The sequence below is a fragment of the Arcticibacter sp. genome, assembly GCF_045629565.1.
GTDB lineage: Bacteria > Bacteroidota > Bacteroidia > Sphingobacteriales > Sphingobacteriaceae > Arcticibacter.
This window is the reverse complement of the sequence record NZ_JAZQRL010000028.1, coordinates 183,356-198,227: the sequence shown is the minus strand read 5'-3', so window position 1 is coordinate 198,227 and position 14,872 is coordinate 183,356. Positions and strand designations below refer to the sequence as shown.

Below are 14,872 nucleotides of genomic sequence, written 5' to 3'. Positions count from 1 at the left end.
GAAGGCAGCACAGAAAAGAGGTCTGATCTATTTGCTGCCGGCAGCCGGGAGGTGGCCTTTGCGGGAAGCCTTGGAAGAGGGAAATTCATTTTTGGACTGAAGGGTATGACACAGAATCTCACTTTCCGTTTATACGGGCCGTACCTGGCGACTCAGCCGATTGAAAATAGCAGCCGATTATTTTGGGAGGGCTCGTTTTCCGCAGAAGACCTTGTCTGCAAACTGAAAGGGAATTTCGGGTTGATTTGGGATGGCGACAGCCTGCAGTCTTGTGAAGGGGCAATGGGCGACTACATTGCTTATAATAATCCTCATAAGCTTTCACTTTATTTAGCAGCTTGCCTTCCTGTCATTGTGCCGGCGAAAGCAGCCCTCGCAGACTGGATTATCCGGCAGGGCCTCGGGATCGCTATTGAAAGCCTTTATGAACTGGAAGGGAAGCTTGCAGAGGTGAGTCCGGAACAGTACAATAGAATGATCCTTAATGCTTCAGCAATGAGCAGCAAATTGAAACAAGGATTCTATTTTAGTCGTGCACTGACTGCTGCGGAGGAGTATATACGGGGGGAGAATATGCCCAATAAAGTAGTGCAAGCCAAAGTGATCGTAAATGAAAAGGATATTAGTTAATCCAAACTTTGTATATATTATCGCTTTTATCATCCCTTTTGTGGTGTATTCCTTAGGATGGTCAACGCTATATCCGGAGCTCACAGGTAAGCTCTTTCTCTTCTATCTATTCACTTTCTCCGTGTGCCTGATGTTGGGCATACTGATGCATCGGGTGCGGCCTTTTCATTATAAAAGAGTGCCAGAGGCTTCATCAAATCTCTGGATCATCGGATTTATATTTTGCCTTTATCTGGTCGAGATCATTTATTCACGTTCCATCCCGCTGGTTGCGGTGTTAACGGGTACGTTTGATTACGAAACCTACTCGTTTGGCATCCCTGTCGTCCACACCTTCCTGATTTCCTTCAATACATTTTACTGCATCTATATCTTCCATCAGTATATATCAAACCGCGAGCGCAGGCTTTTAGGATTGTTTTTGTTGTCGGCAAGTCCTTTTCTTATTCTTATGTCAAGGTCGAGCATCCTTCACATCCTTCTGGGTATATTTTTCGTTTTCCTGTTCAGCAGAAAGTCCATATCGGCGGGACTCGTAGCCAAAAGCATAGGTTCAGTTCTTTTAGTGCTTTATCTGTTTGGCGTGTTGGGAGATATACGGACCGGAATGAATGACCCCACTTATATCCCGAGATCATCAGGTGCGACAGACGAATTTCTCGAAAGCAAAGTGCCCACACAGTTCTACTGGTCGTACTTATATATAGCATCGCCCGTAGCGAACCTGCAGAATAATATCAATTATACCCAAGTTCCGGAAGGTGGACTCAAAGACCTTGTACTGAATGAATGCCTGCCAAGCTTTCTAACCAAATTCATTGTTCCGCAAGAGGAGAGGGAATTCTATCAGATTAACCCGTTTCTGAACGTAGGCACTATATATGTGTTCAGCTTTTCCTATTTAAGATGGTATGGCATTTTCTTCATGTTCTTTTATTTCCTGGCGCTCATAAATTTTTACTATTATATGCTTATCAAGTCAGATACCTGGAGCGTGACGGGGCTGGCGATTCTCTGCAACGTTATTATATTCGCGAACTTTCATAATACTGTGTCCTATTCTGTCATAAGCTTGCAATTGCTATATCCACTTTTATTTTCCGCGATCAAATATCTTAAAGATAAAAGGGAGACTGAATTGTGGAGTAGGCCCTTATCTGAAGAAAGCCAACGGTAAATCAGCTTTACGTTTATCACAGGGGCTGTCAAGCTCATGGATTGGGTATTCAGCGGTTGATAAGTTTTTTTCCGGTAAATAGGAATTATGAATGAGAGTTGCCTCTAGCACGTTGGGAATGCTCTTGCCTTCATAGGAAAAAGGTTCACCGTAATTATTTCCGTGTATATGAATGAGCGTATGTGAGGTGGCCAGGTTCTCTATCGTTTCGATGACCTGATGGATGTATTTGTCGAGGTCATGGAACTCGATGATAAGCTGCACGACATTATCAAGTCGTTTGTAAATATCTGCATCTTTGAACACCGGATACTCAGCTCCATCGACGTCTATTTTGAGCATGAGTTTCTTGTCGGAAAGTTGATATTCGTCTATGTGAGTGGAAAACGTCTTGTAACTCGCGTTGTCTGTCTCAGAGATGCCCTCCTCAACGAATTTTATGCGATGATCGGGTAGTCGTTTTTCTTCTTTCATCCACTTCAGCAGCCAGCGCAGCTGTTTGACAGTGCTAAGGTAAGACCCTTGCCTGATCTTGTCCCTAAAAACGCGCGGATCTTTCATAGTAGGATCAAAGGCGAGTACAGGAGCCTTGGTTTTAATATTAAAGTCTTTTTCAAATTCGACATTATAACCCACTCCGTAGGTTACGAGCATATCTATGTCTTTCAAAGACGGCCCGTGAACGATGTAACCTCCGTCGAACTTGTTGCCCAGCCTTATAAGACCATCGATGCTGTAAGGGTGGAAAATTCCCAGTTGTGCTGTGTTTTTCATTTTTAAGTATTTGTTTTGTAGATAATTGTGAAATAAAAATAGCAAAAATGGTCGAAACAAAAGCATAGTAAACCGTGCTTTATATACGGCAGTCTACCTCTGCCGATGCCTTATCTCAACTTATCTACCAGGAAAGCGAGAGCCAGCATGTTCGAAGCAAAGAGCTGAAGTTCATTTAAGATTTACTGTAATTAGCGTGAAGAGCAATCGGGTTGAAGTGTATTTTGACGACACCATTTTTGTGCTGCAAAAAATAGGCGGTATTAGCATTGTATTTGCAGAACTGATCCAGCGGTTAAAAGCGAAGGCTGAACTGGGAGTGCATATGGTCATAACGGGAGACTCGTCGTCAAACTTGCTCTTCAAGAATATTGCAGGCGAGCTTGACAAGCATGCTGAACCGTTTAAGTTTCCCAGATCTGTGTTGCCCTTTATGCCTTTGTTGGCGAAGTTACCAGCTGGTTCTATTTACCATTCCACCTATCACAGATATCTCTATCAAAAAGGAGTTGCCAAGGTTCTTACGGTTCATGATTTGGGTTATGAGCACGGTATAATGCGTCATGGGGTTGCCCGCATGGTGCATCTTCACTTTAAGAAAATTGCGATAAGAAAAGCAGATGCCATTGTATGTGTATCGGAAAATACAAGAAAAGACCTGGAGTATTTCTATTCCAAGGAAGTAAAAAACAAACTTATAAGAGTGATCTATAACGGTCTTTCCGATGAGTTTCTGACTACAGCGGAGGTTGCCGGGAGCGCCCATCCTTATGTCCTTTATGTGGGGGCAAGACACCCGTACAAAAACTTTGAGATGATAGTAGATGCTGTAGCCAGGCTTGATGATTTTCGTTTGGTTATTGCAGGAGGAAAAGCTTTATCAGGAACCGAGCAAGAGCATCTGGAACGATGTCTACCGGGGCGATTTACAGTCCGCCCAGGCTTAGAAACAAGAGAATTACTGAAAGTCTACCAACAGGCTTTTTGTCTGGTTTATCCGTCATCATATGAAGGATTCGGCCTGCCTGTAATTGAAGCCATGGCTGCCGGATGTCCGGTAATCGCCTGCAACAACTCCTCCTTGCCGGAAATCGCGGGAGGGGCGGCATTGCTGATGGATGAGCCCACACCCGTAGCTATATGTCAGGCTATCTGTACACTGCAGAATAATGAAGTGAGAGCAGATCTTGTAGCGAAAGGAAAAGAACAGGCGAGGAAATTTTCGTGGAATACGACGGCAACTGAGTTAACAAAACTATATCAGGAATTAACACAATTGAAATGAACAGAAAGAAACGAATTTTGGTTACAGGCTCGTCAGGGCTCATTGGTTCTGAAGTATGCCGGCATTTTGATGCTTTAGGCTGGGCTGTTCATGGTGTTGACAATAATCAGCGGGAGGTTTTCTTTGGTCCGCAGGGTAATACCCGCTGGAACCAAAGGCGCTTAAGCAATAGCCTGAAAGCATTCACTCATCATGAGATAGACATTCGTGACCGGGAGGGGATCATCAGGCTGATTCCACAAGTAAAGCCTAATGCTATTGTACATACCGCTGCGCAACCTAGTCATGACCGTGCCGCCGAAATTCCCTTTGAAGATTTTGACACCAACGCTATGGGCACATTTAACTTGCTTGAAGCCACAAGAAGATATAGCCTTGAGACCCCTTTTGTTCATATGTCTACCAATAAGGTCTATGGAGATGCGCCAAATGAGATTGCGATGGTTGAGTTGGACCGTCGTTTTGAGTATGCCGACAGCACTTATTCAAACGGTATACCTGAGACTTTCCGTATTGACCAAACCAAGCATTCGCTCTTTGGGGCGTCGAAGGTTTCGGGCGATATATCCGTACAGGAATATGGCCGGTATTTCAACATGCCTACAGTTTGTTTACGAGGGGGATGCCTGACAGGACCAAACCACTCGGGAGTAGAACTGCACGGATTCCTGAGTTACTTGATCAAGTGTAACCTGGAAGACAAAGAATACACGGTATTTGGTTATAAGGGAAAGCAGGTAAGAGATAATATTCATTCGTTTGATGTAGCGTGTTTCATTGAGGAGTTTATTAGAGCGCCCAGGGTAGCTGAAGTATATAACCTTGGAGGGGGAAAAAATAATACCTGTTCTGTTCTTGAGGCATTTGATATGATCTCTGCTATTAGTGGTAAGCCGATGAACTATAAATATAGAGAGGAATGCCGGGTGGGGGATCATATTTGCTATTACAGTGACCTGAGAAAGATGAAAAGCCATTATCCGGATTGGGAGGTGACGAAGTCATTGCCAATGGTGTTTCAGGAAATATATGATGCATGGATCCGGAGAAAAAAAAGAGCCGCTTAAGGTTTTGATGTTTATATATGAAGCAGGATAGAGGTATAATTGTCAACATATTAAACAGGAACTACCCTCCATGCCCCGGTATAACGGGTGAGTCGGCTGCTGAGCTTGCTGCCTATCTGGTTGGTCGTGGATTGCTTGTTAACATTATCACTGTCGATGGAGAGTACCAGGGTGGTGGAGGTGAAGTTAAGTCCTCAGGAAATGTATACCGGATAAAGACCTTCTATAATGGAAAGAGTAAAGCGATGCGGCTCTTGTCAAATCTGTATGAAGGGTTTAGTATGGTATGGAAATCGCGCAGCTTTTCTCCGGATGTAACCATTTGTATGACTGATCCACCCCTGCTTAATATGTGGGCAGCAATACTTCTCAGAAAGAGGAAATGGATCTTATGGGCGATGGACCTTTACCCGGAAGCGTTTGCTGCAGCGGGACTTGTCAGTAAAGGAAATGTGTTTTATAAGCTGATTGATAAAATAGTCTTGTCTAATAAGCCTTCCCATATCATCTCACTAGGGCCTTATCAAAATGACTATTTGCATCAGAAGTATGGGAGGGACATTGCTTCAACCATCCTACCTTGCGGTGTATATAACGCCGCCGATCAAAATCATGTAGATTTTCCGTCCTGGGCAAAGGACAGAGACAAAATATATCTGGGTTACTGCGGTAATCTGGGCGAAGCACATTCATTGGAGTTCCTGATGTCGGTTATTGACTGTCTGGACCCAACGAGGTTTAGGTTGATTCTTGCACTTTATGGGGCTGGGGGAGCTAAGCTGGCTGCCTACGCAGAAGGGAAGCAGGGCGTTGAAATGGTTAGCTCAGTTAAAAGGGGGGAATTGAAGTATATTGATATACATCTTGCGTCGCTTAAAAATGAGTGGGTGAATGTATGTGTTCCTTCAAAGACGGTAAGCTCGGTTTGCTCCCATGCGACGTTTATTTATTGCGGGTCGGCGGAGTCAGATAACTGGGAATTGCTCAAGGGTGCCGGCTGGCTAATACCGGTGATGGATGATGTGAAAAGATCAGCTCAGGAGGTGCTTACCAGAATCTCGAAACAGGATATTGTCGAGAAAAAGGGTTTGGCATCAGAGCTGGCAAAGGTCTTGCTTTGTAAAAAAGAAGCTGCATTTAAAAGCATTTACGAGGGAATTGTGGAAATTGCTCCTCGAAGTCGGTAATTCACCTGGGTGCAAAATATTTTTTTAGTTCACATTGATAAGGAAATGTTACCTTTACGGAATTTTCCAACAAAGTTATTGTAGGACTATCTATAAAAGAAACAGTGTTGAACGTGAAACCTATTTACCTATTTATCCTTGTCTTTATCATGAGCTTTGCCGCTCCGGCCATGGCTCAAAATAGCCAAAATTTTAGTGATATCCGGGTTGATGAATTGAGTGATGCTCAGATTCAACAGTTTATAAACCAAGTCGAGTCCAGTGGGCTCTCGGAAGCTCAATTGGAGCAGGTTGCTCAGGCGAGGGGAATGAGTGCTACGGAGGTTCAGAAGTTGAGGCAGCGAGTTGATAAGTTGAAAGTTAAAAATACTGGCAATTCTGAACCCAAGAAGGGGAATCAAAACCAAGAGCAAGAAGACGGCTTTTCTGGTCGTACCTACTCTTCGAGTGACCTGGACACCAGCAGAGTGGCATTTCAAAAGAACAAGGAGAAGATGGCCAGAGATGCGTATGGAAACCTCATACCAAAAGTATTCGGGTCTGACTTGTTTAATAATGGTGATATCAGGTTCGAACCGAACCTTCGAATTGCGACACCTAAGAGCTATATTATCGGACCTGATGATCAGCTATTGATCGACTTAACGGGCGACAATGAAGCTAGTTATAAATTACCTGTAAGTCCAGATGGAACGATCCGTCTTCAGTATGTGGGACTTGTATCGGTCGGAGGCTTGTCGATTGAACAGGCTACCTCCAAAATTCGGTCAGCGATGTCAGGAACCTACCCGGGCTTAAGAAACGGGCGTACGAACGTTGCTATTAATCTGGGTAATATAAGAAGTATTAAAATCACATTGCTTGGTGAAGTAGTGAGACCGGGTTCTTATACCTTATCTTCTTTGTCAACAGTATTTAATGCCTTGAGTGCTTCAGGAGGACCTAATCAGAATGGATCGTTCAGAGATATCCAAGTAATAAGAAACAATAGGGTAATCGCAACCATTGACGTTTATAACTTTCTGTTAAAGGGAATCCAGGCAGGTAATGTTAGACTCCAGGACCAGGATGTGATAAATATTCCTGTTTACAAATCTCGTGTAGAGATGTCGGGAGAAGTGAAGCGTCCCGCTTTGTTCGAAGTTCTGGAAAGTGAATCATTGCAGGATGTGATTAATTTTGCGGGTGGTTTTACCAATAAGGCCTATACAGCGAATATTAAAGTTTTACAAAATACAAATAGGGAGCGACGCATTTCTGACGTCAGTTCGGAATCTTTTAGTTCCTACAAGCCTCTTAATGGAGACAAATTTGTAGTGGAAACTATCTTAGAAAGGTTCGCGAACAGAGTAGAAATAGAAGGGGCAGTGTTCCGTCCGGGGCAGTATGCTTTAGAGGATGGCCTTACGTTGAAACAGTTGATACAGAAAGCAGATGGTTTAACTGAAGATGCCTTCATGAATCGTGGCTACATATCAAGATTGAACACCGATAATACACTTGCATTGCTTTCTTTTGATGTTAGTAAGGTTCTTGCCGGTACTGAGGCTGATGTTGCATTGAGACGAGAGGATAAAGTTACGATCTCATCCATTTTTGATTTGAGGGAAGAATATAAGGTTGACATTAAAGGAGAGGTAAGAGAGCCGGGGACATTTGAGTACGCAGAAGGGATGACCGTTGAAGCGTTGATTCAAATGGCTGGAGGTTTTAAAGAGGGAGCGACACCAAACCGGATTGAGATTGCCCGTAGGATACGCAATAGCGATGCCCTATCGGCATCGGCGAAGACTTCCGAAGTTATTACTGTTAGTATTCCAAGCGACTTGAAACTGCAGAGTACACCAATTTTGCTTCAGCCCTTTGATATTGTCTCAATAAGGAACTCACAAGGATATCAAATTCAGCAACAGGTGCGCGTAGAGGGGGAAGTGCTTTATCCGGGTATTTATACGATAACCAGAAAGGATGAGCGAATTTCTGATATTATAAAGAGAGCTGGAGGATTAACCGCATTGTCCTTTGTGGAAGGGGCGTCTTTGAAGAGACCGGGTGTTGAGGACGACACAAAGTCGGGGTCGAAAGATGCTTCCGAAAGCAAAGAGGAGGAAATGCAGAAGTTAGCGAATTTGAAACGACTGCAAGGTCAGGGTGTTCAGGATACGGCGCAAGTGGTACAAGACGTGAAGGCTGTGGGTAGCGACCTCGTCGGTATTGATCTTAAGAGAATATTAAAGAAGCCGGCGTCTAAGTTTGACCTTATATTAGAGGATGGTGACATCATACGTGTACCTAAGCAGCTTCAAACAGTCAAAGTTACAGGAGAGGTACTTAGGCCGATAAATATTGTTTACCGTCCTGGTAGAAGTATGAAACAGTATATTAATGGAGCAGGTGGATATACGTATAATGCCAATAAGCGGGGTGCTTATATTCAATATGCGAACGGATCTGTTGATGCTGTAAGTAAGGTTTTGTTCTTTTCCAATTATCCCCCTGTTAAGCCGGGCGCCGAGGTATTTGTTCCAAAAAGGGCGCCTAGGGAGAAGATGAATGTGCAGGGCTGGATAGGAATAGGGACAGCTGCGGCCTCTTTGGCAGCGATAATTGTAAGTTTATTCACTAAATAGGTGCTGACTGATTTCATGGTTAATTCGAACGAATCAAATAAGCGAACATCCTCCGAAGAAATGTCTCTAAAGGATCTGCTCTTCAAAATCGGCGTTTGGTATAAATATTTGCTATCTCAGTGGATAGTTATATTCGCGATAGGACTTTTAGGAGGACTTATTGGTATGATGTATGCTTACACAAAAAAAACAGTATATACAGCAACTACAACATTTGTTCTAGAAGATAGTGAAAGTAGCGGAGGATTGAGTCAATATGCCGGTTTAGCCTCTATGGCAGGAATTGATCTAGGTACAGGTGGAGGGGGAGTTTTTAAGGGCGATAATATCCTAGAGCTATATAAGTCGCGAACGATGATCGAAAAAGCATTATTGACAACAGTTGAGTATGGTGGAAAGAGACAGCGACTAGTAGAAAGGTATATTGATTTCAATCGATTAAGAGAGCGTTGGAATAACCCGCCTGAACTTAAGCGAGTTCAATTTTCAAGCGATGATGACCAATATGATAGCCAGAGTTCTATCCGTTTGCGGGACAGCGTATTAAGCGTAATAGTGAAGGATATCAGAAATAACTATCTCAAGGTTGTGAAGCCTGATAAGAAACTAAGCATAATAAAGGCTGATGTAGTCTCCCCGGACGAGTTTTTCTCGAAGACATTTAATGAACAAATTGTAAAGAATGTAAATGATTTTTACGTTCAAACCAGAATCCAGAAATCGTCGCATAATGTTTCAATTTTACAACAAAAGGCCGACTCCATACGTGCACTAATGAATAGTGATATTTACCGAGCGGTAGAAATTGCGGATGCTACTCCAAACTTAAACCCGACACGTCAAACGCAAAGATTAGCTCCGGTTCAGCGGTCACAGTTTTCGGCAGAAACCAACAAAGCAATATTAGCTGAATTAGTGAAGAACTTGGAAATGTCTAAGATAGGGCTTCGTAAAGAGACCCCTTTGGTGCAAATAATTGATTATCCAGTCTTCCCATTAGATAGTGAGCATCCGAGTTACTTGAAGAGTGTATTGATAGTCGGGATGTTATTTATGTTTTTGACTATGATAGTTTTATTAATGAAGAAAATTTTCTCAGATATATATATAAGCAGGGATGTCGTTAAGTAAAGTAAAAATTTTAGAGCTGCCCAAAATTCTTGACGAGCGAGGTAACTTGTCATTTCTCGAAGAGGGCAAACAAATTCCTTTTGAGATCAAGAGAACTTATTGGATATATGACGTTCCTGGAGGAGAAACTCGGGGAGGACATAGTTATAAGGAAAACCAAGAGATTATCATAGCCTTATCAGGTAGCTTTGATGTCGTATTAAATGATGGTTTCGATTCAAAAGTTGTTTCGCTTAATAGGTCATACTACGGCATATATGTTCCCTCGGGAATTTGGCGACACATGGAAAACTTTTCGACTAATGCGTTGGCGATGATTATATCGTCAACTTATTTTGACGCCAATGACTACATCAGAGAGTTTGAGGAATATAAGGGTGAGACATTAAAAGTTTGAAATGAATAAGTCAGTATATCAGTCGTCTCTTTTCCATTTACCGAAGGTTAAGAACCGGGCAGGGAATATAACCCCCGTTCAAAACAATATAGAGATACCCTTTTCTATACAGCGGATATTTTACCTCTATGATATCCCGGGAGGAGAATCTAGAGGTGCGCATGCTCATCGAGAGTGTCATCAGTTTTTAATAGCTGTAAGTGGAAGCTTCGAAGTTATTTTAGACGATGGAAGTACAAGAAAGCAAGTACAATTGAATCGACCTGATATAGGGTTGCATATTCCTCCCGGGATTTGGGCTTCGGAAATCAACTTTTCCTCTGGTTCGATTTGCTTAGTGTTGGCTTCTCATAAGTATGATGAAAGCGATTATATAAGGGATTATAACGTCTATCTAAAATTTGTAAATGCCTAAACAAATACATCCATTGTCAGATGTCCATAGTGAAAACATCGGTAACAATACGCAGATTTGGCAGTTTTCTGTTGTACTTAAAGGAGCGATTATAGGCGATAATTGCAATATCAATTGTAATTGTTTCGTGGAGAATGATGTTAAAATCGGAAATAACGTAACGATCAAATCTGGTGTTCAGATATGGGATGGTATAACAATTGAGGATAATGTTTTTGTTGGGCCGAACGTGACTTTTACAAACGATCTGATTCCTAGGTCTAAAGTATACCCACTTAGGTTCATGAAGACAACTATTAAAAAAGGTGCTTCTATAGGAGCCAACTCGTCAATTATTTGTGGGATAACAATAGGTGAGAATTCATTAATTGGTATCGGGAGTGTTGTTACTAAAGATGTCCCTCCCTTTACTGTATGGTATGGTAATCCTGCTCGTCAAGTTGGCAGAATTAATTTGGAAGGTAAAATAGAAAAATTTTAACGAGTATGATAAAGTTTCTTGATCTCAAAAAGATCACTCAACAACATGATGAAGAAATTAAGACTGCAATAGGTCGGGTTGTTGACTCTGGTTGGTATTTGCAAGGAATGGAAAATCAATCATTTGAAAAAAACTACTCTAAGTATATCGGTACAAATTACTGCATTGGAGTGGCAAATGGATTAGATGCTTTGCGGTTAATATTGAAAGCCTACATCGAAATGGGGGTGATGCATGAAGGAGATGAAATTATTGTACCCGCCAACACCTATATTGCAACAATACTAGCGATCACAGACAATGATTTGGTGCCAGTGTTGGTGGAACCATCGATTGAGTCGTATCAAATGGATGAAAATAGGATAGAGGAGGTAATTACACCTAAAACAAAAGGGATAATCATCGTTCACTTGTACGGTCAATGTGCGTATTCTGAGAAGATCAAAGAGATTTCTGAACATTTCGGATTGAAACTCATAGAAGATAATGCGCAAGCCCATGGCTGTCTGTTCAATGGAAAGAAGACGGGCTCTTTAGGAGATGCTTCTGGACATAGCTTTTACCCCGGGAAGAATTTGGGAGCTTTAGGAGATGCAGGCGCTGTAACAACAGACAACGAAGAACTTGCTCAAACTGTTAGAACTCTCGCTAATTATGGGTCAAGCCAGAAATATGTATTCGAATTTCAAGGATTAAATAGCAGGTTAGACGAAATTCAAGCTGCTGTTTTGAACGTGAAGCTGAAATATCTAGATAGAGACACTATAAGAAGAAAGCAGGTTGCAAAAAGCTACCTTGAGAAAATAAAGAACGAAGATATAGTACTGCCAAAAGTGGAGAGTTTCGACTCAAATGTATTTCATATTTTTCCAGTTCGGACTAGTAGGAGAGCAGATTTACAAAACTACTTGGCGAATAGGGACATACAAACGTTGATACACTATCCTATCCCTCCGCATTTACAGCAGGCATATAAAAATTGGAGCAAAAAAGATCTGCCTATCACTGAGCAAATACATCGCGAGGTCTTAAGTCTACCCATCAGCCCAGTTATCTCCGACGATGAGGTGAACAACGTAATTGAGGCCCTTAATTTGTTTAAGGGGTAGTATTAATATTTTCTATGTTATAAAGTTGAAACTTTTACAGACAACCTTCTTTTCAGCCATAATTACTTTTATAAAGTTGAGCGCCGGATTTATTTCCAACAAGGTTGTTGCTATGACGCTAGGTCCAGGTGGGGTCGCTGTCATCGGCCAGTTTGCCAATTTCATATCTGTGATGTTTACCTTTTCGAACGGTGCAATAAATGCAGGAATAGTTAAATATGTTGCGGAGTATGATGAGGATAGAAGGGAGAGCGCGTTATTATTAAGTACCGCATTGAGAATAAGTGTCGTATGCTCTATATCATTAGGGGCGCTTCTGTGGTTGTGTGCTCCGATAATTGCGCATCACTTATTGATGGACGAGTTTGTCGATTGTATTAGAGTCCTTGGCTTAACCATTTCTCTGTTCAGTATAAACTCCTTCATTCTTTCTGTTCTTAATGGAAAAAAGGAAATATCGAAGTATACAATTGTTAATACGGTTGGCACAATGATAGGTCTGGTACTTACCTTGTATCTTGTCATCGAATACAAGCTATCAGGGGCATTGTACGCCATGGTTCTTTCACAAACACTAATAGTTTTTTTTTCTTTGTACCTGGTCACAAAGTGTAATTGGTTTAGTTGGGAAATTTTCAAATTGAGGTTCGACACAGAAGTTGCGAAAGCCTTATTCAGATATAGTTTGATGGCGCTAGTGTCTGTAGTAACTGTCCCAGTGTCACAAATGTTTTTACGCAATTATGTGATCGATACAATGGGTATTTCCGAGGCTGGCTACTGGCAAGGTATGATGAGAATTTCTGATAGTTATTTGTTGATAATCACTACATCACTAAACACCTACTATCTGCCTAAACTAGCCTCATTAAAGCAGGATTCAGATATTGGAAAAGAGATACTTTTAGGTTATAAGTGGATTTTGCCGATTGTGGCTATAGGTTGTGTGTCTGTGTATTTGATGCGCACTTTCATAGTACGACTGTTATTTACAGAAGATTTTCTCCCGGTTCGAGAATTGTTTTCTTATCAACTCTTAGGTGACTTTTTTAAAGTTGCGGCATGGATATTGGCATATTTAATGCTTGCTAAAGCTATGACTAAAGTATATATCATAACGGAAATAATATTTAGCATAATTTACGTGCTTCTAAGCGTATTTTTATCTGCATTTTTCGGCCTTAAGGGACTTACTATGGCATTTGCTTTAAACTATTTTGTCTATTTTTTGATGATGATGGTGTTTTTTAGGGGGATTTGGAAAAAAGGATATGAAAACTAGAAATAACATAAAATCAATAACATTTTTCTATCCAAGCAAAGTTATCGGGGGGGCGGAATTTCTATTCCTAAGAATAGCGGAATATTTAGTTCATAATACAAATCTATCTATATATATTATAGATTTCAAGGACGGCTTCCTAAGAAAAAGGGCATCGTTAGCAAAAATTAGCTTTATTGAATATAATCTCAATAGAAATGTTATAATAGACTATGATACCTTTATTATAACACCTTTGAACCATATATTTGATGTATATAATTTCCAAGTCAAGTCCTCTTATTCTGTGCGAGTGCTTTTCTGGTCGATTCATCCGAAGCATTTTACGAATTTCTATTCAACTCTAAGGCGTATTGGAATTGGGGAAAAGAAGATGCAAAAAACCTCGGCTGGTTTTAAAGCCTTAATTGAGAGAGGATCGTTAGTGTTTATGGATTATCCAAATTTCAAGGAAAACTCAGATTTTTTAGGAATTGGACGTCTGGATCCTATGCCCTACTTACCAATATGTTGCCCATCCTATGGAGACATTTCGGAGCCGACGGAACGTTTTGAAAAGCAGAATCATATTATTAACTTTTGCTGGTTAGGCCGAATCGCTAATGACAAGGTGGGAGCTATTATAAACTTAATAACCCATATGGAGCAACTTCCCGAAGGTAGACGAAATAACATTGTATTTCATATTATTGGAAGTGGAGAAGCTGAAACTGCTTTAGCGAATAGATTGACTAGAACGAATGTAAAGATTCATCGTTTGAATAAGCTAGTTGGCGAGGAACTGAATAAATATCTGATTGAAAACATAGATGTTGGTTATGCTATGGGTACATCATCATTGGAATTTGCAAAGCTGAAAATTCCCGTCATTTTAGCGGATATGATTATAGGTAATCCAGTTACCGATAACAAATTCAATTGGCTATATGAGACGCAGGAATATTCACTTGGTAGTTATTACGATGAAGCCACAGAGAGAAGGCATTCATTAGAATATATTCTGAATGAGTTATCTAGTAAATTGAGCTACGGTCGTGAAAGCAATCTCTGCTATGAATATTTTAGTGCGCATCACACAATGCAAGCCGTTTCATCAAAGCTGTTGTCATATCTGGATAAACCAGGCTTAGCAGCCTACGACGATGAATCGTTAAGAACAATATTCTATTGCTTCAATCCTCTATACTTTAGGATACTTAAGCGAATCAAGTCCCTTTTAATAAGGTAGTCTAAAGATGCTCTACTTCATACTATTTTTTGGATTAGCACTTCTAAGCCTACTAGATCTATTGAGGTTGGAGAAACGA

13 protein-coding genes and 1 pseudogene are annotated in these 14,872 nt (G+C 41.1%); 13 read left to right on the top strand and 1 reads right to left on the bottom strand.

What is annotated here, in order from left to right:
- Together ACKI5J_RS03860 and ACKI5J_RS03855 are read left to right on the top strand one after the other, a co-directional pair.
- Positions 1-630: pseudogene (locus ACKI5J_RS03860) on the top strand (hypothetical protein); the annotation flags it as partial.
- The gene (locus ACKI5J_RS03855; protein ID WP_407426687.1) at positions 611-1,807 is read left to right on the top strand and encodes an O-antigen polymerase; all 1,197 of its coding nucleotides are present in this window, start codon (positions 611-613) and stop codon (positions 1,805-1,807) included. The pseudogene ACKI5J_RS03860 and the gene ACKI5J_RS03855, both read left to right, overlap by 20 nt.
- Here ACKI5J_RS03855 and ACKI5J_RS03850 read toward each other — a convergent pair.
- A complete protein-coding gene (locus ACKI5J_RS03850) occupies positions 1,784-2,581 on the bottom strand; it encodes an FkbM family methyltransferase (protein WP_407426685.1) in 798 nt (265 codons plus the stop codon). The two genes, ACKI5J_RS03855 and ACKI5J_RS03850, sit on opposite strands and share 24 nt — an antisense overlap.
- 196 nt (positions 2,582-2,777) lie before the next feature.
- On the opposite strand from ACKI5J_RS03850, the gene ACKI5J_RS03845 reads away from it, so the two are divergent.
- The 11 genes from ACKI5J_RS03845 (at position 2,778) to ACKI5J_RS03795 (ending at position 14,793) form a co-directional block, all read left to right on the top strand.
- A complete protein-coding gene (locus ACKI5J_RS03845) occupies positions 2,778-3,866 on the top strand; it encodes a glycosyltransferase family 4 protein (RefSeq protein ID WP_407426683.1) in 1,089 nt (362 codons plus the stop codon).
- The gene (locus ACKI5J_RS03840; protein WP_407426681.1) at positions 3,863-4,933 is read left to right on the top strand and encodes an NAD-dependent epimerase/dehydratase family protein; all 1,071 of its coding nucleotides are present in this window, start codon (positions 3,863-3,865) and stop codon (positions 4,931-4,933) included. The genes ACKI5J_RS03845 and ACKI5J_RS03840 overlap by 4 nt, the downstream gene beginning before the upstream one ends.
- A 17-nt stretch (positions 4,934-4,950) precedes the next feature.
- Entirely contained in the window at positions 4,951-6,120 is a 1,170-nt protein-coding gene (locus ACKI5J_RS03835; RefSeq protein WP_407426679.1) for a hypothetical protein, read from the top strand.
- A 149-nt stretch (positions 6,121-6,269) separates the two neighbouring features.
- Entirely contained in the window at positions 6,270-8,750 is a 2,481-nt protein-coding gene (locus tag ACKI5J_RS03830) for an SLBB domain-containing protein (protein ID WP_407426693.1), read from the top strand.
- A 60-nt stretch (positions 8,751-8,810) separates the two neighbouring features.
- Positions 8,811-9,881 (top strand): lipopolysaccharide biosynthesis protein, encoded by a 1,071-nt coding sequence (locus ACKI5J_RS03825; protein ID WP_407426677.1) that lies wholly within the window; start codon positions 8,811-8,813, stop codon positions 9,879-9,881.
- Positions 9,868-10,278 carry a sugar 3,4-ketoisomerase gene (locus tag ACKI5J_RS03820; protein WP_407426675.1) on the top strand — a complete coding sequence of 137 codons (411 nt, stop codon included), beginning with the start codon at positions 9,868-9,870 and terminating at the stop codon, positions 10,276-10,278. Before ACKI5J_RS03825 ends, ACKI5J_RS03820 begins: the two co-directional genes overlap by 14 nt.
- A gap of 1 nt (position 10,279) precedes the next feature.
- Positions 10,280-10,693: a sugar 3,4-ketoisomerase gene (locus ACKI5J_RS03815; protein ID WP_407426673.1), complete on the top strand. Its 414-nt coding sequence runs from the start codon at positions 10,280-10,282 to the stop codon at positions 10,691-10,693.
- Positions 10,686-11,174, top strand: a complete 489-nt coding sequence (locus tag ACKI5J_RS03810; RefSeq protein WP_407426671.1) for an acyltransferase — start codon at positions 10,686-10,688, stop codon at positions 11,172-11,174. The genes ACKI5J_RS03815 and ACKI5J_RS03810 overlap by 8 nt, the downstream gene beginning before the upstream one ends.
- A 5-nt stretch (positions 11,175-11,179) precedes the next feature.
- Complete coding sequence (locus ACKI5J_RS03805; RefSeq protein ID WP_407426669.1) at positions 11,180-12,283, top strand: DegT/DnrJ/EryC1/StrS family aminotransferase; 1,104 nt, start codon at positions 11,180-11,182, stop codon at positions 12,281-12,283.
- A gap of 25 nt (positions 12,284-12,308) precedes the next feature.
- Entirely contained in the window at positions 12,309-13,565 is a 1,257-nt protein-coding gene (locus tag ACKI5J_RS03800; protein ID WP_407426667.1) for an O-antigen translocase, read from the top strand.
- Positions 13,555-14,793 carry a hypothetical protein gene (locus ACKI5J_RS03795; protein WP_407426665.1) on the top strand — a complete coding sequence of 413 codons (1,239 nt, stop codon included), beginning with the start codon at positions 13,555-13,557 and terminating at the stop codon, positions 14,791-14,793. The genes ACKI5J_RS03800 and ACKI5J_RS03795 overlap by 11 nt, the downstream gene beginning before the upstream one ends.
- The last annotated feature ends 79 nt before the right edge of the window (positions 14,794-14,872 follow it).

Excerpts from the sequence above, each read along its gene's own strand:
- ACKI5J_RS03855 (WP_407426687.1), top strand. The coding sequence starts at position 611 with ATGAAAAGGATATTAGTTAATCCAAACTTTGTATATATTATCGCTTTT.
- ACKI5J_RS03850 (WP_407426685.1), bottom strand. The coding sequence starts at position 2,581 with ATGAAAAACACAGCACAACTGGGAATTTTCCACCCTTACAGCATCGAT.
- ACKI5J_RS03840 (WP_407426681.1), top strand. The coding sequence starts at position 3,863 with ATGAACAGAAAGAAACGAATTTTGGTTACAGGCTCGTCAGGGCTCATT.
- ACKI5J_RS03835 (WP_407426679.1), top strand. The coding sequence starts at position 4,951 with ATGAAGCAGGATAGAGGTATAATTGTCAACATATTAAACAGGAACTAC.
- ACKI5J_RS03830 (WP_407426693.1), top strand. The coding sequence starts at position 6,270 with ATGAGCTTTGCCGCTCCGGCCATGGCTCAAAATAGCCAAAATTTTAGT.
- ACKI5J_RS03825 (WP_407426677.1), top strand. The coding sequence starts at position 8,811 with ATGTCTCTAAAGGATCTGCTCTTCAAAATCGGCGTTTGGTATAAATAT.
- ACKI5J_RS03820 (WP_407426675.1), top strand. The coding sequence starts at position 9,868 with ATGTCGTTAAGTAAAGTAAAAATTTTAGAGCTGCCCAAAATTCTTGAC.
- ACKI5J_RS03815 (WP_407426673.1), top strand. The coding sequence starts at position 10,280 with ATGAATAAGTCAGTATATCAGTCGTCTCTTTTCCATTTACCGAAGGTT.
- ACKI5J_RS03810 (WP_407426671.1), top strand. The coding sequence starts at position 10,686 with ATGCCTAAACAAATACATCCATTGTCAGATGTCCATAGTGAAAACATC.
- ACKI5J_RS03805 (WP_407426669.1), top strand. The coding sequence starts at position 11,180 with ATGATAAAGTTTCTTGATCTCAAAAAGATCACTCAACAACATGATGAA.
- ACKI5J_RS03795 (WP_407426665.1), top strand. The coding sequence starts at position 13,555 with ATGAAAACTAGAAATAACATAAAATCAATAACATTTTTCTATCCAAGC.